Raw genomic sequence first — 24,016 nt, 5'->3', positions numbered from 1 at the left:
ATGATGTGTTCACGAAAAAAGATATCCCTGTTCCGGAATTGCCGGGCTATCGTCGTTTCGAGAACAAATCCGGGCGCGGCAGCACAGCCGATAAGAGCACCGGAGGATTGCGGAAACACGCAAGGGGACAAAAACAAACCGCCGCGGCCTTGCAAAAGGAAATGCAGTTTGGCGCGCGGTGATGCTTTCACGGCCATAATCGCGTCGCGACTGCAGATACTGGAGAGGGGTTGCATCGATTTTTCGAGAGCGCACACTATTTCCATGATGCTCGTATGTCCGGCATGATCGCTTATGCGCTTTGGCCGGCGGATTTCATGCGCGAAGGTTCCCGCCGGGCCCTCGCGACGGTCAAACGGTGTAACCAAGGGGACACTCCATGTTCAAGAAACTTGCGCTTGCCGTCTCACTTTCCGCTTTTGCGGCGGGTGCGGCCCATGCTGCCGACGTCGTCGTCTCGTCGAAGATCGATACGGAAGGCACGCTGCTCGGCAACGTCATTGCGCTGGCGCTGGAAGCCAACGGCATCAAGACGCAGGACCGCATCGCACTGGGAGCGACGCCGGTCGTGCGCAAGGCGATAACGGCCGGCGAAATCGATATCTATCCGGAATATACCGGTAATGCCGGCTTCTTCTTCAACAAGGCCGATGATGCAGCCTGGAAGAATCTCGAGCAGGGCTACGAGATGGCCAAGAAGCTCGACTACGATGCCAACAAGATCGTCTGGCTGGCCCCCTCGCCTGCCAACAACACCTGGGCGCTCGGCATTCGCAACGATGTCGCCGGTCCGAACAACCTCAAGACCATGTCCGATTTCGGCAAATGGGTGGCCGGTGGCGGCGATGCAAAGCTTGCAGCTTCCGCCGAGTTCGTGAACTCGGCCGGTGCGCTTCCTGCCTTCCAGACCACCTACGGCTTCCAACTCAAACCCGACCAGATGGTCGTCCTTTCCGGCGGCGATACGGCAGCGACGATCAAGGCCGCCGCCGACCAGACGAACGGCGTCAACACCGCCATGGTCTATGGCACCGACGGCGCAATCGAAGCGGCCGAACTTACCGTCCTTGAAGACGATAAGAGCGTGCAGCAGGTCTATGCGCCGACCGCGATTATCCGCGAGGACGTGCTGAAGGCGAACCCGAAGATCGAGGAAATCCTCGCTCCGATCTTCAAGAGCCTGACGGCAGACGAACTGCGAAAGCTGAACGCCAGGATCCAGGTCGAGGGCGAGCCGGCAAAGTCTGTTGCCGAAACCTATCTGAAGGAAAAGGGCTTCCTGAAGTAATCTTCTTACGCTCCGCCCTCATTGCAGGGCGGAGCGGCTGCTTTCCAGACAGGATGGATCGATGGAAGAAACCTTAGCGGTCCGCAAATTGGATCGGCTCGGCTTGGTTCTCGTGGCTGCCGGCAGCATCGCCGCGGCCCTTTTGCCCTTCATCTATGTGAAGGCAAACCGCATTGCCTCCGGCAAGCCGATGCTGCTTACGCAGCTTCTCGACCATCCTTCCATCATCATTCTCGCCATTCTGCTGGTCGCCACCGCATTTGCTACACTCTTTGCAAAGAGCGCCCCGTTGCGGCTTGCGATAGCAACGCTTGGGCTGGCAGCACTTGTCGCGGCGATCGGTCTCGTGGCCGCGGCCTTTACTCCACCCAACAGCAATGCGGCGCGCATGACGCCGGGAGGCGGTTTCTGGGTGCTGTTTGCCGTCGTCGGTCTCATCATTTCGGATGCGCTCGTCAAGGTCCGTCTGACGCCGTGGATGCGGGTCGCCGCGCTGATCGGCTACACTGCGCTCTTGGCTGGTTGCCTTTCTTCCGGCTTGCTCGACAGCCTGTCGATCATGAAGGAGTTCGCAACGCGGTCTGCTCAATTCTGGTCCGAGGCGGTCGCCCATTCGCTGCTCGCCCTCGGTTCGCTTGCGATCGCGATCGTCGTCGGCTTGCCGCTCGGCATCTTCTGTTTCTGGGTACCGAAGCTGCGAGCCGCCGTGCTGCAGGGCCTCAGCCTGATCCAGACCATCCCGAGCCTTGCGCTCTTCGGCATCCTTATGCTGCCGCTCGGCTATATCGCAACGCATGTGCCGCTCGCAGCCGACCTCGGCATCCGCGGGATTGGCACGGCGCCGGCGCTGATCGCGCTCGTGCTCTATTCCTTGCTGCCGATCGTAGCCAATACGGTCGTCGGTCTTGAGGGCGTTGATCCTTCAGTGCGGGATGCCGCCGCCGGCATGGGACTGACGCGCCGGCAAATCCTGACCGGCATCGATATGCCGCTTGCCTTTCCGGTCATTCTCACCGGCATCCGCATCGTGCTCGTACAGGCGATCGGCCTCGTGACGATTGCAGCGCTCATCGGCGGCGGCGGGTTCGGCATCTTCATTTTCCAGGGGCTCGGGCAGACCGCCATGGATCTCGTCATGCTCGGTGCCGTGCCGACCGTCTTCTTCGCCTTTTCATCGGCCGTCATCCTCGATGCGGTCATAGACAGCATACGGGGATCGGCCGCATGACCATGATCGAGATCAGGAACGTCACCAAACGCTATGGCGCTGCAGCCGTCGTCGATGGTGTCTCGATGAGCGTCGAGAAGGGTTCGATCACCGTCATCGTCGGCACGTCCGGTTCGGGCAAATCGACGCTGATGCGGATGATCAATCGGCTGGTCCCGATCACCGAAGGGCAGATCTTCGTCGCCGGGCAGAATGTCATGGACGTGCCGGCAACAGACCTGCGCCGCAAGATCGGCTACGCAATCCAGGGTCACGGACTCTTTCCGCACCGGACCGTGGCGCAGAATATCGCAACCGTACCGGAACTGCTGGGCTGGGACGCAGCGCGCACCGCCGGGCGCGTCGACGAGCTCCTCGGTCTCTTCAATCTCGATCCGGCAAGTTTTGCCGAAAAATACCCCCATCAGCTTTCCGGCGGTCAGCAGCAACGCGTCGGTGTGGCCCGCGCGCTCGCCGCCGAACCGGAGCTGCTGCTGATGGACGAACCTTTCGGTGCGCTCGATCCAGTTATCCGCGGAAAGGCGCAGGACGATCTCCTGGCGATCCAGAAGCAGTTCGGCACGACCGTCATTCTCGTGACCCACGACATGGACGAGGCCTTCCACCTCGGCAACCAGATCGCCGTCATGAGCGAGGGCAGGCTGCTGCAATGCTCGACGCCGGAAAAGATACTGACCGACCCGGCCGACCCCTTCGTGCAACAGTTGACCGGTACCTCCGACAGGGCCTTGAAACTGATGTCGTTGCTGCCGCTCAAGGCAAGCATGGCGCCCGCCAAGACAGGGCTGCCTTACGCACTGCCGCAATCGATCAGCCTTCGGGACGCTCTCGCGGAAATGATCTGGCAAGGGGTCGAGGAAGCAGCTGTACAAGATGCCGACAGGGCTCCGGTCGGCTCGATCTCCATGACGCGGCTTCTCGAACTGGGCCGCAAGGCATGAAGCTTGTCGTCGCCAACCTCTTTCGTTTCGCAGCGCTGGGGCTACTGCTGATCCTGCTTTTCAGGACCGAGTGGCTTTCCTTCATACTGGTGCCGCTGACCAGCAACAACGCGCCGCCGGTCTACACGCAAAACAGCCTGCCATCGCTTGCCTTCGGCCACCTGGAGCTGGTGGTCTTCTCGATCGTCGGCAGCGCCATTCTGGCGGTTCTGGCGGGCGTCTTCGTGACGCGGAAAAGCGGCGAGGATTTCCTGCCGCTCTCACGCGCGATCGCCAATGCCGGGCAGACCTTCCCGCCAGTCGCCGTGCTGGCGCTTGCCGTTCCGGCCACAGGCTTCGGCGCCGCTCCGACGCTGATCGCTCTCTTTCTCTATGGCCTGCTGCCGATCTTCGAGAATACCGTCTCCGGATTGCGTCAGGTTTCGCCGTCTGTTCTTGATGCCGCTGACGGCATGGGGATGGATGCGATACAGCGGCTTTTGCGCGTTGAACTGCCGCTTGCGCTTCCGCTCATTCTTGAGGGACTAAAGGTCGCGACCGTCATCAATATCGGCACGGCGACGATCGGCTCGACGGTTGCGGCAAAAGGCCTTGGCGAGGTCATCATCGCCGGCCTGATCTCCGACAATACAGCCTTCATCCTGCAAGGCGGTCTCATCGTCGGCCTGATGGCCGTGCTGATCTACGATGCAATGGGCCTCATCGAAAGCGCGATCACGCAAAGAATAGGCTTGCGCCCCGCATAGCGGGAAAGCTACCAAGGCTGCCGCAATACCGGCAATGGGAGGCCGCCTTGGCAAAGATGATCCACTCCATGATCCGCGTACTCGACGAAGCGCGCTCCGTCGATTTCTATAGCAAGGTCTTGGGGCTGACAGTCGCCGATCGGGTCGATTTCGAGACCTTCACGCTGATCTATATGAGCAATGCCGAGACCGGATTCGAGCTGGAGCTGACGATCAACAAGGGCCGTACCGCATCCTATGACCTCGGCAACGGCTATGGTCACCTCGCCGTTTCGGTCGATGAGGTCGCCGTCGAACACGAGCGATTGACGAAAGCCGGCCTCAATCCCGGCAAGCTTGTCGAGCTCAACCGCGACGGCAAGCTCTTCGGCCTCTTCTTCTTCATCACCGATCCCGACGGCTACAAGATCGAAGTTCTGCAGCGTCACGGTCGTTTCCGTTAAGAGCACTCCCATGATCGAAAGAGCCGAACTTCTCAGCGGCTGGACGCTCTCCTGCAACGATACAGGGCGTCTTGGACTGCCCGAATTCATTCCCGCAGCCGTTCCCGGTTGCGTGCATCTCGACCTTCTGGCAAACCGGCTGATCCCGGACCCCTATCTCGACGTCAACGAGATCAGCAGCGACTGGATCGGCAAAACGGAATGGACTTATCGCTGCAGCTTCGAAGCCGCCCCTGATGAACGCAAAGTTCATGAGCTGGTTTTCGACGGGTTGGATACAATCGCGACGATCCGATTGAACGGCGAGGAGGTGGCGCGAACCTTCAACCAGCATCGCACCTACCGCTTCGATGTTTCAGCTTTGCTGAAGGCCGGCGTCAACGAACTCAGCGTCACCTTCCATTCCGCCTATGCCCACGGTGCGGAGATGGAAAAGCGTTACGGCTACCGGCCCAACAATTATCCGGGGCCTGGCAACCTGATGCGCAAGATGGCCTGCAATTTCGGCTGGGACTGGGGACCGACCTTGGTGACTGCGGGGATTTGGAAGCCGGTGCGACTGGAAAGCTGGGATCGGGCACGGCTCCTCGAGACGCGGGTATCGGCGACGCTTGCAGGTGGCGATGGCCTGGTGAAGGTCCATGCCAAGCTGACGCAGCATGGCGCATCGGGTGCCTGCAGGATCGACGCCGAGATTGCGGGCGTATTTCATGCGGTCGAGATCGCGGAAGGTGCCGGAGAGGTCAGCTTCGACATCCGCGTTCCATCGCCGCAGCTTTGGTGGCCGCATCATCTCGGCGCCCAGCCACTCTATCCGCTGAAGATCGAGTTGCGCGATAGCGTAAACGATGACTTACGCGATAGCTATTCCAAGGAAATCGGCTTTCGCTCCGTCCGGCTGGATACTGCGCCGGACGCACATGGCTCGGCCTTCACTTTCATCGTCAACGAGGTGCCGCTTTTCATCTGCGGCGCGAACTGGATTCCCGACGATTGCTTTCCCTCGCGTGTGACTTCGCACGGCTATGTCTCGCGCATCGCCGAGGCGAAGGCAGCAAACATCAATATGCTGCGCGTCTGGGGCGGCGGCATTTTCGAGCGCGATGGATTCTACGAGGCTTGCGATCGCGCCGGAATGCTGGTCTGGCAAGACTTTCTTTTTGCCTGTGCTGCCTATCCGGAGGAAGAGCCGCTTCGTAGCGAAGTGGAAGCCGAGGTACGTGACAATGTCGTCCGGCTGATGTCACATGCTTCGCTCATCGTCTGGAATGGCAATAACGAGAATATCTGGGGCTTCGACGAGTGGGGCTGGCGGCCGATCATCAAGGAGGGCGTTACCTGGGGGCTTGGCTATTATCTCGATCTGCTCCCGAAGCTGTGCGCCGAACTCGACCCCGACCGGCCCTATTATCCCGGTAGTCCCTATTCCGGCACGATGGATATCGCGCCCAATGCGGATGAACACGGTTGCAAGCATATCTGGGATGTGTGGAACGACGTCGGCTACGAGGTTTATCGCAACTACATCCCGCGCTTTTGCTCCGAATTCGGCTGGCAGGCGCCGCCGAGTTGGGCGACGCTCGAAGAAAACGTGCATGACAATCCGCTGACACCGCAATCACATGGCGTCTTCCATCATCAAAAGGCGACACATGGCAACGAGCGGCTGATCCGCGGCCTTGCCGGCCATTTGCCCATACCGAAGACGATGGCCGACTGGCATTTTGCCACACAGTTGAACCAGGCGCGCGCGATCCGCTTCGCCGTCGAGCATATGCGCTCGCATCGCAGCATCTGCAAAGGTGCAGTCGTTTGGCAGTTCAACGATTGCTGGCCGGTAACCTCCTGGTCCGCACTCGATTCCGCGGGGCGGCGCAAGCCACTCTGGTACGCCCTGCAACAGGCTTTCGATCCGCGCCTGCTGACGATCCAGCCGCGGGGAGACAAGCTCGCCGCCATAGCAGTCAACGAGCGGACGCTTTTCTGGCGGTCGAAAATCAGCGGCAGACGCGTGAAGCTCGACGGGACGGTACTTGCCGAATTCGAATTCTGGCGACTGCTCTGCGACAGGTTCGAATCCAAGGAATTTATCCTGCCGGACGACATCGCCACTCCAGCTGCGGCTGATGACGAGGTGGTCGTCGTAGAGATGCTCGACAAACGCGCCTTCCACTATTTCGTCGAGGATGTCCACTTGAAGCTGCCGAGGCCGCAGTTCGAGGTCGCAGTTACCCGTGTTGTCGACGGATGCGAGGTGGAGGTCACGGCCAGAAGCTTTCTGAAGGATATTTGCCTGATGGCCGACCGGCTCGATCCGACTGCAGTGGCAGGTTCCATGCTTGTCACCCTGCTGCCGGGCGAGAGCCACGTTTTCACACTTAACACGAAGAGGCCAATCTCTTCGGACGATATCGTCCCGGGCGTGGTTCTTCGCTCGGCCAACGATCTCCTTTGGTAGACACCAAAAAGGCCCCGCCAGCCGCGGGGCCCTTTCCGGCTCGTTCGCGCGAACGACGTTACATCCAGTAAGGTGGCACGCCGTAGTAGTCATAGATCCGGCGGCTGTTATCGTTGTACCAGTTGTCGTCATCGTCCGCGTAGCTCGGCGCGTTTTCGATCTCCTCCTTCGTGAGATCGATACGGTATCCGTCAAGCTGCGTGTCGTAGTTCAGCTTTTCCCAGGGCAGCGGATAGTGGTCGTTGCCGATACCCAGGAAGCCGCCAAAGCTCATCACGGCATAGGCCACGCGGCCGTCCTGCTTTCCGATGATCAGGCGCTCGATCGAGCCGATGTGCTTGCCATCGGCGCCATAGACACGAGTGCCTTCAACGCGGTCACTTGCAATCAGCGACGGAGTATCCTTTACATCGGGATCGCGGCGGTTGACATCACCCTCTTCATTGAGCATTTCTGCTTCTCCTCACCTGTCAGTCATGGAAATACAACGCGTCTTCGGACTCAAAAGTTCCCAGGTTACCGGAGCGCGGAAGCGCGTTGACGTTTACGTCAAAGTTAGTGTACCTCTAATCCAGCTTGAACGGTTCAAGCATTGGCATAAGCTGCCCTTCGGAGGATGGAGGATCATCCGACCGGCAGCCGCAGACCGGCATCCGTTGCCGGATAGGGGAGAGAGACACGATGAGCAGCATTTCCGTCCATCCAGGTGGCTCGAAGCGGCAAAAGCCTTGGCTTGCCGCCTATCCCGCGATCGTTCCGGCCGAACTGCCGCCGCCGGAACATGGTTCGCTGGCGGACCTGCTGGACAAATCCTGCACGACCTATGCAACCCGCGTTGCCTTTTCGAGCATGGGCAAGACGCTCACCTATCGGGAGCTCGGAGAGCAGACGCGCAAGGTCGCAGCCTGGCTCCAGAGCATCGGTCTTCAGAAAGGCGATCGGGTCGCCGTGATGATGCCGAATGTGCTGCAGAACCCTATCGCGGTCTACGGCATCCTGCGCGCCGGCCTGGTCGTCGTGAATGTCAATCCACTCTATACGCCGCGCGAACTGGAACACCAGCTGCGCGATTCAGGCGCCAAGGCGATCTTCGTACTGGAGAACTTCGCCCGCACGGTCGAACAGGTGCTGGCAAAGACCGATGTGCGCCATGTGGTGGTGACTTCGCTTGGCGAATTGCTGGGTCCAAAGGGACTGATCGTCAATTTCGTCGTCCGCAAGGTGAAGAAGCTGGTCCCCTCGTGGTCGATCCCGCAGCACAAGACATTCAAACAGATCTTGGGCGAAGGTGCGCGCAAACCGCTGCAACCGCCGGCCATTAATGGCAGCGATATCGCCTTCCTTCAATATACCGGCGGCACCACAGGTGTAGCCAAGGGTGCGGTGCTGACACATCAGAACCTGCTTGCCAACAAACGGCAGCTGCAGCTTTGGCTGAAATCCGCTTTCGAGCTCAAGAAGCAGCCGGACGTGCTCAACTTCATGTGCGCACTGCCGCTTTATCACATCTTCGCGCTGACGGTGAATTCGCTGATGGGCATGTCTCTCGGCGCGCACAACATTCTGATCGCCAATCCGCGCGACATTCCGGGCTTTGTCAAAGAATTCGGCAAGTCGAACGTCCATATCTTCCCCGGCCTTAACACGCTGTTCAACGCGCTGATGAACAATGCCGACTTCGCCAAGCTCGATTTCTCCTCGCTCATCATGTCGCTCGGCGGCGGCATGGCGGTGCAGCGGCCGGTCGCCGAGCGCTGGCTGAAGATGACGGGCTCGCATATCACCGAGGGCTACGGCCTTTCCGAGACCTCGCCGGTCGCAACCGCCAACCGCTTCGATTCACCGGAATTCACCGCCTCGATCGGCTTGCCTCTCCCCTCTACCGAGATCGACATCCGCGATGAAAACGGTAATTCCCTGCCGCTCGGCGAGATCGGCGAGATCTGCATCCGCGGTCCGCAGGTGATGGCCGGCTACTGGCAGAAGCCGGAGGAGACCGCGAAGGTGATGACGGCAGACGGCTTTTTCCGCAGTGGCGACATGGGCTTCATGGACGAGCGCGGCTACACCAAGATCGTTGACCGCAAGAAGGACATGATCCTGGTTTCCGGTTTCAACGTCTATCCAAACGAGATCGAGGAAGTCGCCGCCATGCACCCGGGCATCATCGAGGCCGCCGCGATCGGCGTGCCGGATGGCCATTCCGGCGAAGCGGTGAAACTCTTCGTGGTGCGGAAGGACCTGGCGCTGACCGAGGCCGATGTGAGGGCCCATTGTGCCGCCAACCTCACCAACTACAAGCGTCCCCGCCATATCGAATTCCGCACCGAATTGCCGAAATCGCCGGTCGGCAAGATTCTGCGCAAGGACCTGCGCGGCTGATTTTAACACCCGCATGGAATTTGAAGCCATCCGCCTGCGCGCGGGTGGCTTTTTTGCATTCCGGCGGTGGCTGAACTTGATTTACGCCCTACAAAGCGAATAGTTTCCGCAACCCTTTCCGCCTTCAAGGAGCCTCCCATGAATGTCATCGTCGAACAGCTGAAGAGCACTGCGGCCGCCACGAAGGCAACCGATATCCGCGACGCCTTCGCCGCCGATCCGCAGCGCTTCTCGCGCTTCACCGCCTCGCTCGACGACCTTTTGATGGACTATTCAAAGACCGCCGTGAACGACGAAATCCTGGCGCTTCTTGTCAAGCTCGCAGGAGAAGGCGGTGTGGAGAAGAAGCGCGAGGAAATGTTTTCTGGCAAGGCGATCAACTTCACAGAAGATCGCGCCGTTCTACACACTGCGCTTCGCAACCGCTCCAATACGGCGGTGCTGGTCGACGGCAAGGATGTGATGCCGGATGTCAACGGTGTTCTCACCGCCATGGGCAAGTTCGCCGACGGCATCCGCTCCGGCGCGCTGAAGGGCGCGACGGGCAAGCAGATCACCGACGTCATCAATATCGGGATCGGCGGCTCGGACCTCGGCCCGGTCATGGCGACCCTGGCGCTCGCGCCCTTCCATGATGGCCCGCGCGCGCATTTCGTCTCCAACATCGACGGCGCCCATATCGCCGACATCCTGAAGCAGGTTCAGCCGGAAACGACGCTCTTCATCATTGCCTCGAAGACCTTCACGACGATCGAGACGATGACCAATGCGCAGACGGCGCGCAACTTCATCGCCAAGGCGCTGGGTGAGGCTGCGGTGCAGCACCATTTCGCGGCCGTTTCGACGGCGCTCGACAAGGTCGCCGCCTTCGGCATCGCGAGCGAACGCGTCTTCGGCTTCTGGGATTGGGTCGGTGGCCGCTATTCCATCTGGTCGGCCATCGGCCTTCCGCTGATGATCGCGATCGGATCGGAGAACTTCGGCAAGTTCCTCGACGGTGCGCATGCAATGGACAACCATTTCCGTAAGGCTCCGGTTACCGAAAACCTGCCGATGCTGCTCGGCCTCATCGGCTTTTACCATCGCAATGTGCTGGGTTATCCCACCCGTGCGATCCTGCCCTACGACCAGCGCCTCTCGCGTTTCCCGGCCTACCTGCAGCAGCTCGACATGGAATCCAACGGCAAGGGCGTGACGATCGACGGCACCCCGGTCGAGAGCAATTCCGGCCCGGTTGTCTGGGGCGAGCCTGGGACCAACGGCCAGCACGCATTCTTCCAACTCATCCACCAGGGAACGAGCATTATTCCCGGTGAATTCATGATCGCCGCCAACGCCTTCGAGCCGGAACTGCGCCACCAGCATCATTTGCTGATGGCCAATTGCCTGGCACAGTCCGAAGCGCTCATGAAGGGCCGGACTTTCGAGGAAGCCAAAGCGCAGCTCACGGCCAAGGGGATGGACGACAAGAAGGCCGATTTCATCGCGCCGCACCGGGTCTTCACCGGCAACCGGCCATCGATAACCTTCGTTTATGACAAGCTGACACCCTATGCGCTCGGCCGCCTGATTGCGCTCTACGAACATCGCGTATTCGTAGAAGGCGTGCTCTTCCGCATCAACTCCTTCGACCAGTGGGGGGTCGAGCTCGGCAAGGAACTGGCGACCGGCCTGCTGCCGGTCATTGAAGGCACGGAGAGCGCGGCAGGACACGATAGCTCGACCCAAGGGCTTGTTGCAGCATTGGCGAAGCTTGCCACGTAAGATCCCTCGGATCCTTCGGGTTACGCCCCTTAACAATGGCTGTCGGATCCTCGTCCCAGCGGATGTGGGGAGGTATCTCGATAGCAGGCCCGGCGTTATTCGAAACACGGAAAGAGAACATGTTCACCGAACGGACCATCGTTCAGCGTCGCATAAGGCGCAATGCGCAACCGGTGTCGGTAGGCTCTCGCAGCGTCTCGCAGTTCGCGGCAAGCTCGCCAATCCTGAATCCGACTACCTACCTCGAAACGCTCATCCGACCAACCATGCCGTTAACCTGAAGCGAGTTCCTCGAAGAACCCTCGGACGTCACCGCCGGAGGACGTAAATCGCGCCTCCGGCGTCGTCGGATATTAGGACGGAACCGTCCGGCGCTTCCTTGACGTCCACGGGCCGTCCGACGCCTCTGGCGAAAGTCGTCGCCGAGACGGGGCGCGCCCCTTGGAAGCGCACCCGCACTACCTGACGGCCGACCGGAACAGACCTGTCCCAACTGCCGTGCTCGGCAACCAGGGCGTCGCCGCCGAGGCTGCGGAAGAAATGGATTCCCAAGGTTGCGACATGCGCCTGAAAGTTGAAGACGGGCGAAATCTGCCGCGCGGGCGGCGGCGCGTCCTCGAACCCTTTGAGCCGAACCTGGCCTCCGAAAAAGGGAAAGCCGTAAAAGCCGCCGGGCCGCAGCGCGTTCAGCTCGTCTGGTGGGATATCGTCGCCCATGCGGTCGGCGCCGTTGTCGGTAAAGAACATCGTGCCGCCTCGCCAGTCGAAGCCGACCGAATTGCGCACACCCCAGGCCACTCGTCGAAGGTCTGACCCGTCCTGGTCCATGCTGACGATCGTGCCTTGCAGCCCGCGCGGCAAGCAAATGTTGCAGGGCGATCCCAACGAGACATAGAGCCGGGAATCGGGACCGACGGCGATATAGCGAAAACTGTGAGCTCCCGAATTCGGCAAGTCTCGACGAATATCACGCCTACCGCTCAGAGCGCCCCCACGCCCGATGTTGAACGCGGTTACGCTGTTCCTCGAAGCAACGAACAAACGACCACGGGAACATGCGACCCCGTTGGGAGCGGAGAATCCCGAAGCGACCGGCCGGGCGCGACCGCCGGACAATGGCACGGCATAGACCGAGGAACCTTTGGTTCCAACGAACAATATGTCGCCGCAAACCGCCATTTCGCGCGCCGCCGGAACACGTGCGAGCAGCTCGGCCCGCGCCGGGCCAAAGGCCACGCCGGAGGCGACAGTCGCGACGGAGGCGAGCGCGAGAAATCCAATTCTAGCAGAGAGAAATCCGGCTTTAGGGGAAAAGACGTTCATCGGCGCCCTCCGAATACAAGCTGAATTGCCGGAAGGAATTGGAGCGGCTTAATTTCGTTTCAAGACGGAGTCCAGGCCTCACGGCGAAGTGATCTACTGGGTTGATGGGCGGCTCGGCCGCGGGCGTGGCGAAGCGCTCTAGAGCTGCCTGTTGCGCCGACGAGAACGTCAGGGGCCAGCTTGGAAAGGAAGTTTGCCCTTTAGATTGCTTGTCTTATCTTACCGCCTAATTCTCCCTTTGACACATCGTCTGACGTTCGACGATCCCGACGCTCTCGGATCGTGCCTCAAGATATCGGGTGGGATCTGTGATTTTCATTTGAAGCTGTCGAAACGCGCCACATCTGATCGTCTGTACCAGGAAGGGAGAGCCGGATGAATGTGACGGATGACGAGCTCAAGATTTTTGAGGCAGAAGGCGCGCCACCGCTGCCGACGGCGGCAGCCGCAGGTTTCATCGAGCATGACGGTGCCAAAATCTTTTACGCGACTTACGGGAACGGCCCTGCGGTGATCCTGCTGCATGGCGGGCTTGGTAACAGCGGCAATTGGGGCTACCAAGTGCCGGCATTGATCGAGTCCGGCCGGAAGGTTGTGGTCATCGACAGCCGTGGGCATGGCCGCAGCACGCGCTATAGCCAGCCATATGAGTACGAGTTGATGGCGACGGACGTTCTGGCAATCATGGATCATTTAGAGCTCGCCAAAGCAGCGCTCGTCGGCTGGAGTGATGGCGCCTGCACGGCACTCATCCTTGCCGATCAGCATCCGGACCGCGTCTGTGGTGTCTTCTTCTTCGCGTGCAATATGGATCCGAGCGGCACGAAAGAGTTTGTCGCGACACCCGTCATCGATCGCTGCTTCAGCCGACACCGGAAGGACTATCAGGCACTATCGGCAACACCCGATCAGTTCGATGCCTTTGTTCAGGACGTCAGCAGGATGATGGCGACCGAGCCCAACTACACAGCGAGCGATCTCGCGCGGATCAAGGTGCCAGTCGCGGTCGTGCTGGGTGAGCGCGACGAATTCATCAAACCCGAGCATGCCGACTATCTCGCGCGCAACATCCCAGATGCGGAGCTCATCCTGCTGCCCGAGGTCAGCCACTTCGCGCCATTGCAGCGGCCCGAGCACTTCAATCGCGAGGTACTCGGCTTTCTTGATCGGCTTGCGTAGCTCAAAGGCCGATTTCGTGCGCCCAGGGCGGATTGGCGCCGGCGCGCGAAACGGTGACGGCCGCGGCCTTTGCTCCAAGCGACAGAGCGTTGTGCAGCGCCTTTTCGTTGAGGGAGGCAACCTGCGCCTTGGTCAGCAGATTGTCCATCTTCAGCGAAGCGAGGATGCCCGCATCGAATGTATCGCCCGCACCAACCGTGTCGACCACGGTGACGCGCTGGCTCGGCACAACGACCTTGCGATCCTTGGTGTAGCCCGACGCGCCTTCCGCGCCCTTGGTGATGACGACGAGCTTGGCGCCATGCTTCAGCCAGTGGGCCGCCAGATCGTCATGGCTGCCTTCAAGGCCAAACCATTCGAGATCCTCGTCGGAAAACTTGACGATATCGGATTTCGCCACCATGCGCTTGATGCGCGCCATGTGGGCTTCCTTGTTCTTGATGAAGCCGGGGCGGATGTTCGGATCGAGCGAGATGACGCGCTTTCCGGCTTCTCGATCGAGTAGCGTCTCGTACGTCTCGCCGCAGGGACTGGGGATCAGGCTGATGGCGCCGAAATGTAGCGCCTCACAATCGTCTGCGAGGACCGGAAGGTCGTCTGTGGTGATCATGCGGCCGGCCGTGCCTTCATCGTAGAAGGCATAAGTCGCCTGACCTTTCACCAGTTTAACGAATGCGAGCGTCGACGGGCGGGGCGATATGGCGCAAAGGCTGAAATCGACATTGCTGGCGACCAGCGTCTCGCGCAGGATATCGCCCATCATGTCATCGGCGATGCCGGTAAAGAAGGACGTCGGAACGCCGAGCCTGCCGAGCGCAATCGCCGTGTTGAAGATCGCTCCGCCGGCATAGGGCGCGAAGCTCTTCTCGCCGAGAGTCGTCTCCCGCGGCAGCATGTCGATCAACGCTTCGCCACAGCACAAAATCATTCCGGCCTCCCAACGTATCGGTGAATTTCGGTCTTCAAATCGATTAGATAATTTCGTGGCAAAAGCAAAGCCGCACTTTGCCTATCTGGCCTTAAAGCGACGAAACGCCGCCGTTGCGGCCCGACCAGGCGAGCGGCGCGTCGAGGAAGGCTTCCACTTCGCTGAGCGTCTTCTCGTCGAAAAGCTCCTGCGCTTTCGCAACAGCCAGAACGTCACGCCAGGTAGCGATGTAATGCAGCTTCACCTTCCCATCAGCAAAGCGCAGCGCGCCTTCGTCAAAGATACCGTAGTAGAAGAGTGCAATGCCGTGATCAACAATGCCGCCAGCCGCGCGGATGGCATCGATGAACTTGAACATGCTGCCGCCGGCCGTCGTCAGATCTTCGATGACAAGGACGCGCGAACCTTCCGGCATATTGCCCTCGATCTGCGCATTGCGGCCATGGCCCTTCGGCTGTTTGCGCACATAGATCATCGGCAGGCCGAGACGATCGGCAAGCAACGCGGCGAAGGGAATCCCCGCCGTCTCGCCGCCGGCAATGCAATCGAACTGCTCGAAACCGGCGTCACGAAGGACGACGCCTGCGGCGAAATCCATCACCGTGGAACGGATTCGCGGGAACGAGAGCAGCTTGCGGCAATCGATATAGACCGGACTCGCCATGCCGGAGGAGAGCTTGTAGGGCTGGGCGGCGTTGAAATGGACCGCCCTGATCTCCCAGAGCATCTTCGCCACCAGTTCGGCCATGATGGCGCGGTCGGGAAATGTCGTGTGGATCATCGCTCTCTCCTTCGCATAAATCCATGCGGCAATAGCAGCAAGCGCGAAAAGATTCCAGAACTGCGAGGGTCCGGCATCAAGAATAGCAACGAATGCGTCAACTCTTTCAAACATTTCTGATTGTGCAAGGGCATGACAGGAATATCGTAAGATCATGGAACATATCGAAATCTTTCAGCGTCTCGGTGTGGCGCTTGCGATTGGCCTGCTTGTCGGCGTCGAGCGGGGCTGGCAGGAGCGCGACGTCCGGGCGGGCGGCAGGACAGCAGGTATCCGCACATTCGCCCTCACTGGTTTTCTCGGCGGAATAGCCGGGACGCTGCATTCGCTGATCGGCCCCTTCCTGCCGGCCACGATCGCGGCACTGCTTGGCCTCGTCTATGTTGCCGGGAATTGGCTGGAGACCCAGGAAGACGAAGACTACAGCATCACCTCGGTCGTGGCTGCGCTTGCGGTTTTCGGGCTTGGCGTTCTCGCCGCTGTCGGTGACATCGTGACTGCGGCTGCAAGCGGCGTCGTGATGACCATAATTCTTGCGGCGCGCCACAGCCTGCATGGCTTTCTGAGAGGTATGACCTGGCCGGAACTTCGCTCTGCGCTGGTGCTGCTTGCCATGACCGTGGTTGCTCTTCCGTTGCTTCCCGACAGGCCACTCGACCCTTGGGGCGCGCTCAACCCTTTCTCCCTTTGGGTGCTGACAATTACCATCGCAGCACTTTCCTTTGCCGGCTATCTCGCCATCAAGCTGACGGGCACGAATCGGGGCATTCTGCTTGCAGGTGCAGCCGGGGGATTGGTTTCCTCCACTGCGCTGACGCTCTCGTTCGCCCGTTACTCCAAGCAGGCGCCTCAGGGTTCGACACATCTGGCGGCCGGAGCGGCTGTTGCCGGCGCCTTGTCCTTTGCCCGTGTTCTTGTCATCGGCAGCGCCTTGTCATTCGACTTGCTTGCTCCGCTTGCAGCCGGCCTGATCCCGGCGATCATCGGCTTTCTGATTGCCGGCTTCTTCTGGGTCTGGCGTTCCGGCTCCGCGAGAGAGGTGCCGGAAATTGAGCTGAAGAACCCGTTCGAACTTCGCATGGTCTTCTCTTTCGCCGCGCTGCTTGGGTTGATCAGCCTGATATCGAAGATGGCAATCGACTATATCGGCGCGTCGGCGCTTTACGCCGTGGCCGCGATCTCCGGGCTGGTCGATGTGGACGCCATCACACTTTCGACGGCGCGCCTTATGGGCACGGCGATCAATGTCAAAACCGCCGCCGACGTCATCCTGATCGCGGTCGCCGTCAATGTCATGACAAAGGCGGTGCTGGCCTTCACCGCCGGTACGCGGGAGTATGGTGTCGCCTTGGGTTTGGCGTCGGCAGTCGCGGTTGCCATGGGAGGCATCGCCTATTTCATGCTCCGCAGCTTCATGCCTCACTAACACGGCGGGTTGTCGAGAAGCCGGCCGATATCGACCGGCAGCATTCTCTTGTAGAGCGCGATCGCAGTCCGCCCCTCCTGTTCGCTGAGCGAGATCGAATAGCGCACGGCTGCTGCAAGCAAATGCATCGTCAGCCGCGCAATCGCCAGCAATTGGCCTTTTTCGCGCTCCGGCCACAGTTTTTCCAAGACCTCGAACAGTCTTTTCGAGTGGAATTCCATATCCTCGGCATCGACCTGCTGCAGCAGCTTGTCGGCCTGGGTCGCATGCCAGATGTCGCGCATGACCGGTTCTCTGCGGAAGAAATCGCAATACTGATCGACGATGTTGCAGAGCGCCTGCTGCAGCGTTTCGGTGCTCGTCACCTTGGCCAGCTCTTCCTCTACGCAGTGCCTGCCCTGCTCGTTGAAGCGTTCGGCAAGCGTCCGGATGATGGAGCTCTTGTCGGGGAAATACTGGTAGAGAGCGCCGAAGGAAAGCTCGGCCTTTTCAACGATTTCGCTCATCCTCAGGGCGTCGCTGCCGTTTTTTTCGATCAGTTCCACTGCCACTGACAAGATCTTCTCGAAGCGTTCCCGACCCCTCTGCTGGCGCGGGATGCGTCGAGGTTGACCGGCCGATTGCAATTCTCTTTTACGCCTGACCACGGTCCATTCCGCCATTCGGCCCTCCATTTTTCTATTGACGGACAAAATAAGAGAGTTTATCTCATTATGCAAATAAGAGATTTTCTCTTGTTTTGTGGGAGGAGCAGTTAAATGCAGAATTCCGAAATCATCCTCGTCGGCGGCGCGGGAAAAACAGGCGGGCGCGTCGCTTCCCGGCTCAAAGAGCGCGGAATCAGGTCGCGCTTCGCTTCGCGCTCCAGCACACGCCCCTTTGATTGGGAGAATAGAGCGACCTGGCCCGCGGCACTTGAGGGCGCAACCAGCGCATACGTCACCTTTCAGCCCGATCTCGCCGTCGCCTGGGCGGCCGTTGCAATCGGCGCCTTAGCGAAGACGGCCGTCGATTGCGGTTTGCGGCATATCGTCCTGCTTTCCGGCCGCGGTGAAGACGGTGCCGAGCGCAGCGAAGAGATGCTCAAGGCCGCCGGCATCGGCTACACGATCCTGCGAGCATCCTGGTTCTGCCAGAACTTCAGCGAAGGCGCGTTTAAGGGTTCGATCGCCGCGGGAGAACTCATCCTGCCCGCAGGTGAGGTCAAGGAGCCCTTCACCGATGCCGACGATATCGCCGATGCTGCCGTTACCGCGCTCCTCGATCAGCGTCACCTCGGCAAAATCTACGAATTGACCGGGCCAAGCGCGCTTACCTTCCGGGATGCGGTATCGGAGATCGCGACGGCGACCGGCCGGGCGATCCGCTACCGCCAGGTTTCCATGGAAGACTTCAAGGGCGGACTCTCTTCGGCCGACCTGCCGACAGAAACGATCGATCTTCTTGAGGAGCTCTTCGGCAAGGTTCTCGACGGCCGCAACTCGCGCGTCATGAACGGTGTTGCGGAAATCCTCGGGCGGCCGCCGAAAAACTTCAGCCAATATGCCCGCGAAACCGCGGAGACCGGCATCTGGGGAACATGAACATGGGAATAATTCTCACCGTCGCGCTCGTCGCCGCCGCAATCGGCAGCGGCCTTGTCGCCGGCATCTTCTTTGCCTTCTCGACCTTCATCATGACCGCCTTTTCCCGCATTCCGCCGGAGCAGGGCATCGCGGCGATGAATTCGATCAACGTCACGATCGTGCGCTCGCCGTTCATGCTCGTCTTCATTCCAACCGCCATCCTGTCCGTCCTGATCGCCGTCCTGGCCGTCATTGACTGGCGGGGAGTCGCAGGCATTTGGATGTTGGCTGGTGCCGGGCTCTATGTCGTCGCATCCTTTGTCTCAACTATCGTCTTCAACGTGCCGATGAATGATGCGCTGGCAAAGGTCAGCGGTAATGGCGCGCAAGCCGTCAGCGTCTGGAATACCTATGTGAAGGATTGGACCTGGTGGAATCACGTCCGCACGATCGCGTCCCTGCTTTCCGCAGTTGCCTTCGTCCGAGCCCTGATGATCCTTTGATGGAAGCGAAAGGACGTTGATCCTCCCACCCGCCTTTCAGCATCTTTCGCAGAAGGTGATGCGGCTGTTGAAGGGGTCGACGGCCTGCATCTCGAGCCCCCACGGCGCCTCTTGGACGCCCGGCTTCATGTAGCGATAATTGTTGTCGACGAGTTCCGCCTGGAAGGCGCGAACACCGCTCACCGGCACAAAGGCAAAATTGAATGGGCCGATCAAGAGCGTTCGACGTCCCAGTGCAGCGGGAACATGGGATCGAATACCGTCACCGTTCCGGCACCGGTTTCGATCTTCGTCGGATATGACACGGGGACGTCGCGCTTCACCAGCGTGACGCGCTCTTCGTTCGGCGAAAGGCCGTACCAGGCCGGACCGTTCAGAGAGACGAAGGCTTCGAGCTTGTCGAGCGCGCCCTCCTGCTCGAAGACGTGGGCAAGGCAACTCATCGTATTGATCGAGGAATAGATGCCAGCGCAGCCACAGGCGCACTCTTTCAGCGGATCGATATGCGGTGCCGAATCAGTGCCTAGGAAGAAGCGCTTGTCGCCGCTCACAGCGGCCACACGCAGCGCCAGGCGGTGGGTTTCGCGCTTGGCGACCGGCAGGCAGTAATAATGCGGCCGGACGCCGCCGACCAGGATAGCATTGCGGTTGATGATCAGGTGGTGTGTCGTAATGGAGCCTGCGAGATTGGCTTTCGACGACTTGATGTAGTCGATGCCGTCTGCCGTCGTTACGTGCTCCATCGTGACTTTGAGCTCCGGCAGGCGCTCGCGCAGGGGATCGAGCACCGTTTCGATGAATACCGCCTCACGGTCGAAGATATCGACCTCAGGTGTCGTGACTTCACCATGCACGCAAAGCGGCAGACCGATCTTCGCCATGCGCTCCAGCACCGGCATGGCCTTTTCCATGTCGCGCACACCGCTATGGGAATTGGTGGTCGCACCCGCCGGATAAAGTTTCACCGCCGTGATCAGGCCGCTTTTCTTGCCTTCCTCGACATCGTCGGCGCTCGTATGCTCCGTGAGGTAGAGCGTCATCAACGGCTCGAAGCGATCGCCGCTCGGCAATGCCTCGATGATCCGCGCGCGATAGGCTTTCGCGTCCGCCGTCGTCACGACCGGCGGCACGAGGTTCGGCATGATGATGGCGCGGGCGAAGTTGCGGCTGGTATCGCCGATCACACCTACAAGCATCGCGCCATCGCGCAGATGCAAGTGCCAGTCGTCAGGGCGGCGGATGGTGATGGACTGCATGCGCTATAACTCCGGCAGGGCGGCCTTCAAAGTTCCGCCCCGCGCATTATCATCCCGGCACGGCTCATGGCAAACATTTTGCCGCTTCAATTGTCAGGCGATCTCAAGCGTCACGTCCGCGCGGCGGCGGTTTTCCAGGATGAGCCTGCCATTCGGCAGGTCATTGCCATACACCTTGGCACTCGCCTGCTCTTCCGTCAGCCCGTAGCCGCGCCAACGGGCTAATAGCCGCTCTTCCAGCACCTCGATCGGCGGCGCAAGCATGATGGAGTAGTCGAAGATACCCTCAAGCTGCGCCCACTTGCCCTGGCTGAGCAGAAGGTAATTGCCCTCGACGATGATGAAGCGATGCTCTGGCGAGACGACGCGGGCAGATGCGATGGCGATCTCGCGCAACCGGTCGAAGACCGGTATCAGCACCTCCTGGTCGGCTGGACGCACGGCGCGGATAATGTCCAGAAAACCGCGAACGTCGAAGCTTTCCGGCACGCCCTTGCGGGCGAGTAAACCGCGCTCGCTCAGAACTGCGTTGTCCATGTGAAAGCCGTCCATCGGCAGCACTTCCGCGGTTTCTCCCCGCGCTCTCAGCGCATCGGCGAGATTATCGGCCATGGTCGACTTGCCGGCGCCGGGCGGACCGGCGATGGCGATCAGGAAGCGCTTGGTGTCGCCGGCGCGGGTGGCCACCTCGCCGGCGATTTCCTCGATGGTTACGCTCATGCGGGAACCGGATCCGTGGGGACCGTCTTGGCGCCGGTCATGAATGCCACGGCGTCCGACATGGTATATTCCTTCGGATTGATGACCGTCAGGCGGCGGCCGAGCCGGTGGATGTGGATACGGTCCGCGACTTCGAAGACATGCGGCATGTTGTGCGAAATGAGCACGATCGGCAAGCCGCGGGAACGCACGTCGAGGATCAGTTCCAGCACGCGACGGCTTTCCTTCACTCCGAGTGCGGCTGTCGGCTCATCCATGATGACAACCTTGGAGCCGAAAGCGGCCGCGCGCGCAACCGCCACACCCTGGCGCTGGCCACCGGAGAGCGTTTCGACCGCCTGATTGATGTTCTGGATCGTCATCAAACCCAATTCCGTGAGCTTCGTTCGGGCGCGTTTTTCCATCGCCGGCCGATCGAGCATGCGGAACCAACTGCCGAGCACGCCCGGCCTCCTGATCTCACGGCCAAGAAACATGTTGTCGGCAATCGACAAGGCAGGAGAAAGCGCAAGGTTCTGATAGACGGTCTCAATGCCCGCCTCACGCGCCTCCATCGGCGACTTGAAGTGGACCGGCTTGCCCTCCAGCGTGATCTCGCCCTCGTCGGGAGTAACTGCACCGGAAATCGCCTTGATGAGCGACGACTTGCCGGCGCCGTTGTCGCCGATGACGGCGAGAATTTCGCCGGGATAAAGGTCGAAGTCTGCGTTGTCGAGCGCGGTGACGCGTCCGTAGCGCTTCACGAGGCCGCGGGCGGTAAGGATGGGTTCAACAGCCATGATTACACCGAAACCTTTCTGATCCACTGGTCGATTGCGACAGCGGCGATGATGAGCACGCCGGTCAGCAGGACTTTCCACTGAGGGTCGGCCCCGAGCATGTTGAGGCCCATGGACACGACGCCGACGATCATCGCGCCGAACAGGGTACCGAGGATGGAACCGCGGCCGCCAAAGAGCGAGATACCGCCGATCACGGTCGCGGTGATCGCCTGCAGGTTATAATCGGTGACCGCTGAAGACGGCGAGATGGAGCCGTTGCGGCCGATCGATACCCAGGCTGCAAAGGCTGCGATGACGCCCGAGATTGCATAGACCGTGAGCAGCACGCTCTTGGTTTGGATGCCGGAGAGCTTTGCCGCCTCCGGATCATCGCCCACCGCATAGACGTGCCTGCCCCAGGCCGTGTGGTTGAGAACATACCAGAGCCCGAGCACCAGCAGCACCATGGCGATGACGCCGAGCGTCAAGACCGCATTGCCGACCTTGAAACTGAGCGCGAAGAAATGGAGCAGTGGCGCCTGCGCATCCACGTCCGCATCGCGGATCGTCTCGTTTGCCGAGTAGATGAAATTCGTCGCCATAACGATATTCCACGTGCCGAGCGTCACGATGAACGGCGGCAGCTTCATGTAGGCGACGAGAAAACCGTTGAGCAAGCCGCATAGGCCGCCGACCAGCATGCCCAGGATGACGGCTATAGGCGTTGGAATTCCGTAGGTGATGGCACAGTTGCCCATGACGACGGCGGAAATGACCATGATGACGCCGATCGAAAGATCGATGCCGGCGGTCAGGATGACCAGCGTCTGGGCCGCGCCGAGGATGCCGACGATGGCGATCTGCTGCAGAATGAGCGTGAGCGTGTAGGACGAGAAGAACCGCCCACCAATCGCCATGCCGAAAATGATGATCGCCAGCACCAGCACGATCAGCGGCACCGCTGCCGGCGTCGAGTGTAGGAAGTGCTGCGCACGCTTCAGAAACGAGATGTCCTGGTGTTCGAACGACGCGACATTCTTGTCGCTGCCATCAAGAACCCGTTCGAATTCCTGTGATCCAGTCATATTTTCTCCTCCGCTTTCGCGCCGAACCGCGCGCGGAAGCTATTGCCCATCTTGCTCCGGTCTTCGCATGCCGGTCCTTGAGGCAAGAGCTTATCGTCTGTCGAAAACGGCCGAGGATCGAGCCCCGGCCGTCGTTGTGGCTAGATAGCCAGGCTCAGCCCCAGCACTTGTCGGTGCCAACCTTGGTATCGATCGACTCGACGCCGGAAACCGGCTTGTCAGTGACGAGCGAAACGCCGGTATCGAAGAAGGACTTGCCCTCGGTCGGCTTCGGTTTTTCACCGCTATCGGCGAACTTCTTGATCGCCTCGACGCCGAGAGCCGCCATCATTAGCGGGTACTGCTGCGAGGTGGCGCCGATGACGCCGTCCTTGACCGACTGGACGCCCGGGCAACCACCGTCAACCGACACGATCAGCACATTGCTCTCCATTCCGACAGCCTTCAGCGCCTGATAGGCACCAACAGCGGCCGGCTCGTTGATCGTGTGGATCACGTTAATGCTCGGATCCTTCTGGAGAAGGTTTTCCATGGCCTTGCGGCCGCCTTCTTCGTTGCCGTTGGTCACATCATGACCGACGATGCGCGGATCGTCCTCATCGCCGATCTTGTTCGGGTCCTTAGTGTCGATGCCGAATCCCATCATGAAGCCCTGGTCACGCAGAACGTCGACGGAAGGTTGCGAGGGGAGTAGATCGAGGAAGCCGATCTTGGCGTCCTTTGCCTTGTCGCCGAGCGTTTCCTTGGCCCACTGGCCGATCAGCTTTCCGGCGAGCAGGTTGTCGGTCGCAAAGGTCGCGTCAGCGGCATCAGCCGGATCGAGCGGCGTGTCGAGCGCGATGACCAGCAGGCCAGCGTCGCGCGCTTTCTTGACCGACGAAACGATGCCCTTGGTATCGGATGCAGTGATCAGAATGCCCTTCGCGCCATCGGCAATGCAGCTTTCGATAGCAGCAACCTGGCTTTCGCTGTCGCCGTCGATCTTGCCGGCGTAGGACTTCAGTGTAACGCCGAGCTCCTTCGCCTTGGCCGTTGCGCCTTCCTTCATCTTGACGAAGAACGGATTGGTGTCCGTCTTGGTGATCAGGCAGGCGGAAACATCCGCGGCCATGGCCGGAGCGGAAAAAGCAACGCCGAGTGCAAGCGCGCCGAAAGCCAGAACTGATTTCTTCATGAAACTCCTCCCAGAGATTAGCCGGAACGCCCGCATGGCAGAACCGGAATTTGAGATACGGGACG

Annotated in this window: 23 protein-coding genes and 1 pseudogene; 13 read left to right on the top strand and 11 right to left on the bottom strand. The window is 60.2% G+C overall.

Translation table 11 applies throughout. The annotated features are described in order from the left end of the window. The first annotated feature begins 5 nt into the window (after positions 1–5). From RGR602_RS36840 to RGR602_RS02490, 7 genes are all read left to right on the top strand, one after another. A complete protein-coding gene (locus RGR602_RS36840) occupies positions 6–182 on the top strand; it encodes a hypothetical protein (RefSeq protein ID WP_223843967.1) in 177 nt (58 codons plus the stop codon). A 197-nt stretch (positions 183–379) separates the two neighbouring features. Then, a complete protein-coding gene (gene osmF / locus RGR602_RS02515; protein WP_039843800.1) occupies positions 380–1,288 on the top strand; it encodes a glycine betaine ABC transporter substrate-binding protein OsmF in 909 nt (302 codons plus the stop codon). 61 nt (positions 1,289–1,349) lie between these two features. Further along, a complete protein-coding gene (locus RGR602_RS02510; RefSeq protein WP_039843799.1) occupies positions 1,350–2,516 on the top strand; it encodes an ABC transporter permease in 1,167 nt (388 codons plus the stop codon). After that, the gene (locus tag RGR602_RS02505) at positions 2,513–3,457 is read left to right on the top strand and encodes an ABC transporter ATP-binding protein (protein WP_039843798.1); all 945 of its coding nucleotides are present in this window, start codon (positions 2,513–2,515) and stop codon (positions 3,455–3,457) included. Before RGR602_RS02510 ends, RGR602_RS02505 begins: the two co-directional genes overlap by 4 nt. Next, positions 3,454–4,203: an ABC transporter permease gene (locus tag RGR602_RS02500; protein ID WP_039843797.1), complete on the top strand. Its 750-nt coding sequence runs from the start codon at positions 3,454–3,456 to the stop codon at positions 4,201–4,203. The genes RGR602_RS02505 and RGR602_RS02500 overlap by 4 nt, the downstream gene beginning before the upstream one ends. A 47-nt stretch (positions 4,204–4,250) precedes the next feature. Further along, positions 4,251–4,646, top strand: coding sequence for a VOC family protein (locus tag RGR602_RS02495; protein WP_039843796.1), 396 nt, complete (start codon positions 4,251–4,253; stop codon positions 4,644–4,646). Between the two features lie 10 nt (positions 4,647–4,656). Continuing rightward, positions 4,657–7,104: a glycoside hydrolase family 2 protein gene (locus tag RGR602_RS02490; protein ID WP_039843795.1), complete on the top strand. Its 2,448-nt coding sequence runs from the start codon at positions 4,657–4,659 to the stop codon at positions 7,102–7,104. 58 nt (positions 7,105–7,162) lie between these two features. On the opposite strand, the gene RGR602_RS02485 is transcribed toward RGR602_RS02490, so the two are convergent. After that, complete coding sequence (locus tag RGR602_RS02485) at positions 7,163–7,555, bottom strand: PRC-barrel domain-containing protein (RefSeq protein ID WP_039843794.1); 393 nt, start codon at positions 7,553–7,555, stop codon at positions 7,163–7,165. A gap of 230 nt (positions 7,556–7,785) precedes the next feature. Between RGR602_RS02485 and RGR602_RS02480 the strand changes: the two genes are divergently transcribed. Both RGR602_RS02480 and pgi read left to right on the top strand, forming a co-directional pair. Next, positions 7,786–9,486: a long-chain fatty acid--CoA ligase gene (locus tag RGR602_RS02480; protein ID WP_039843793.1), complete on the top strand. Its 1,701-nt coding sequence runs from the start codon at positions 7,786–7,788 to the stop codon at positions 9,484–9,486. Positions 9,487–9,624: 138 nt separating this feature from the next. Beyond that, positions 9,625–11,250 carry a glucose-6-phosphate isomerase gene (pgi, locus tag RGR602_RS02475; protein ID WP_039843792.1) on the top strand — a complete coding sequence of 542 codons (1,626 nt, stop codon included), beginning with the start codon at positions 9,625–9,627 and terminating at the stop codon, positions 11,248–11,250. Positions 11,251–11,559: 309 nt separating this feature from the next. Here the strand turns inward: pgi and RGR602_RS02470 are convergent, their stop codons facing one another. After that, a complete protein-coding gene (locus tag RGR602_RS02470; protein ID WP_052451475.1) occupies positions 11,560–12,573 on the bottom strand; it encodes a PQQ-dependent sugar dehydrogenase in 1,014 nt (337 codons plus the stop codon). A 375-nt stretch (positions 12,574–12,948) separates the two neighbouring features. On the opposite strand from RGR602_RS02470, the gene RGR602_RS02465 reads away from it, so the two are divergent. Further along, the gene (locus RGR602_RS02465; protein ID WP_039843791.1) at positions 12,949–13,752 is read left to right on the top strand and encodes an alpha/beta fold hydrolase; all 804 of its coding nucleotides are present in this window, start codon (positions 12,949–12,951) and stop codon (positions 13,750–13,752) included. 1 nt (position 13,753) lies between these two features. On the opposite strand, the gene RGR602_RS02460 is transcribed toward RGR602_RS02465, so the two are convergent. Further along, on the bottom strand, positions 13,754–14,680 hold the full coding sequence (locus RGR602_RS02460; RefSeq protein WP_039843790.1) for a carbohydrate kinase family protein: 927 nt from the start codon (positions 14,678–14,680) through the stop codon (positions 13,754–13,756). A gap of 91 nt (positions 14,681–14,771) precedes the next feature. Next, a complete protein-coding gene (locus RGR602_RS02455) occupies positions 14,772–15,461 on the bottom strand; it encodes an orotate phosphoribosyltransferase (protein WP_039846599.1) in 690 nt (229 codons plus the stop codon). A 154-nt stretch (positions 15,462–15,615) separates the two neighbouring features. Here RGR602_RS02455 and RGR602_RS02450 point away from each other — a divergent pair, with 154 nt between their 5' ends. Continuing rightward, positions 15,616–16,887: an MgtC/SapB family protein gene (locus RGR602_RS02450; RefSeq protein WP_039843789.1), complete on the top strand. Its 1,272-nt coding sequence runs from the start codon at positions 15,616–15,618 to the stop codon at positions 16,885–16,887. On the opposite strand, the gene RGR602_RS02445 is transcribed toward RGR602_RS02450, so the two are convergent. Continuing rightward, entirely contained in the window at positions 16,884–17,549 is a 666-nt protein-coding gene (locus RGR602_RS02445; protein WP_039843788.1) for a TetR/AcrR family transcriptional regulator, read from the bottom strand. The two genes, RGR602_RS02450 and RGR602_RS02445, sit on opposite strands and share 4 nt — an antisense overlap. Positions 17,550–17,645: 96 nt before the next feature. On the opposite strand from RGR602_RS02445, the gene RGR602_RS02440 reads away from it, so the two are divergent. Beyond that, the gene (locus RGR602_RS02440; protein WP_039843787.1) at positions 17,646–18,470 is read left to right on the top strand and encodes an NmrA family NAD(P)-binding protein; all 825 of its coding nucleotides are present in this window, start codon (positions 17,646–17,648) and stop codon (positions 18,468–18,470) included. A gap of 2 nt (positions 18,471–18,472) precedes the next feature. Continuing rightward, positions 18,473–18,955, top strand: a complete 483-nt coding sequence (locus tag RGR602_RS02435; RefSeq protein ID WP_039843786.1) for an anthrone oxygenase family protein — start codon at positions 18,473–18,475, stop codon at positions 18,953–18,955. 36 nt (positions 18,956–18,991) lie between these two features. On the opposite strand, the pseudogene RGR602_RS38015 reads toward RGR602_RS02435, so the two are convergent. The 6 genes and pseudogenes from RGR602_RS38015 to RGR602_RS02405 all read right to left on the bottom strand — a co-directional run. Further along, a pseudogene (locus RGR602_RS38015) lies at positions 18,992–19,156 on the bottom strand (glyoxalase superfamily protein); the annotation flags it as partial. Positions 19,157–19,167: 11 nt separating this feature from the next. Further along, positions 19,168–20,211 (bottom strand): dihydroorotase, encoded by a 1,044-nt coding sequence (gene pyrC / locus RGR602_RS02425; RefSeq protein ID WP_039843785.1) that lies wholly within the window; start codon positions 20,209–20,211, stop codon positions 19,168–19,170. Between the two features lie 93 nt (positions 20,212–20,304). Continuing rightward, a complete protein-coding gene (locus RGR602_RS02420) occupies positions 20,305–20,931 on the bottom strand; it encodes a nucleoside triphosphate hydrolase (protein ID WP_039843784.1) in 627 nt (208 codons plus the stop codon). Next, a complete protein-coding gene (locus RGR602_RS02415; protein ID WP_039843783.1) occupies positions 20,928–21,710 on the bottom strand; it encodes an ATP-binding cassette domain-containing protein in 783 nt (260 codons plus the stop codon). Before RGR602_RS02415 ends, RGR602_RS02420 begins: the two co-directional genes overlap by 4 nt. 2 nt (positions 21,711–21,712) lie before the next feature. Next, positions 21,713–22,777, bottom strand: a complete 1,065-nt coding sequence (locus RGR602_RS02410; RefSeq protein WP_039843782.1) for an ABC transporter permease — start codon at positions 22,775–22,777, stop codon at positions 21,713–21,715. A 154-nt stretch (positions 22,778–22,931) separates the two neighbouring features. After that, positions 22,932–23,951 carry a sugar ABC transporter substrate-binding protein gene (locus RGR602_RS02405; RefSeq protein WP_039843781.1) on the bottom strand — a complete coding sequence of 340 codons (1,020 nt, stop codon included), beginning with the start codon at positions 23,949–23,951 and terminating at the stop codon, positions 22,932–22,934. Positions 23,952–24,016 lie beyond the last annotated feature (65 nt).

It is taken from the genome of Rhizobium gallicum bv. gallicum R602sp (assembly GCF_000816845.1).
In the GTDB taxonomy this organism is placed as follows: Bacteria; Pseudomonadota; Alphaproteobacteria; order Rhizobiales; family Rhizobiaceae; genus Rhizobium; species Rhizobium gallicum.
This window is presented reverse-complemented; position numbering and strand designations above follow the sequence as displayed.